Here is an 816-nt window from a genome sequence, read left to right as displayed (position 1 = left end):
GCACTGCATCATCTGGGCATTCCTACTACGCGCGCCTTGGCGATCGTTACCAGCGATGAACCCGTTCAGCGCGAACGGCAGGAGCGGGGCGCGATGCTGATGCGTGTTGCCGAAAGCCATCTGCGTTTCGGCCATTTTGAGCATTTTTATTATGCGCGTCAGCCGGAGCAGGTGAAAAAACTGGCTGATTTCGCCATCACACACCACTGGCCGCAGTGGCAGCACGACGAACAGCGCTACTCGCTGTGGTTTACCGATGTTGTCGAACGCACGGCGCGCATGGTCGCCCATTGGCAGGCTGTGGGGTTCGCCCACGGCGTGATGAACACCGACAATATGTCGATCCTGGGCCTGACGTTTGATTATGGTCCCTACGGTTTTATGGATGACTATCAACCTGACTTTGTCTGCAATCACTCCGATTACAACGGTCGTTATGCGTTTGATAACCAGCCTGCGGTGGCGCTGTGGAATTTGCATCGCTTAGCGCAGGCACTCTCGGGGTTGTTGTCAGTGGAATCACTGGAAACCGCACTGGGTTGCTATGAACCGGCCCTGATGGCGCATTTTGGCCAACTGATGCGCGCCAAGCTGGGTTTTTTCGATACCGATGCCAGCGATAACGATCTGCTGGTGGGGTTGCTGAATTTGATGGCGCGTGAGCGCAGCGACTATACCCGCACCTTCCGCCTGCTGAGTGACACCGAAGTGCAGAGCGCCGATTCGCCACTGCGCGACCTGTTTATCGACCGGGTGACGTTTGACGCCTGGTTTCGCGACTATCGTGCACGGCTGGCGCTGGAGACGCAGAGCGAT

General features: G+C 57.1%; 1 protein-coding gene. It reads left to right on the top strand.

From position 1 onward, the window contains the following. Positions 1 to 816: protein adenylyltransferase SelO family protein (locus tag J5224_RS31705; RefSeq protein ID WP_264628945.1), on the top strand; the 816-nt coding region annotated here is incomplete at both ends.

This window comes from Candidatus Symbiopectobacterium sp. NZEC135 (genome assembly GCF_025962695.1).
This window is presented reverse-complemented; position numbering and strand designations above follow the sequence as displayed.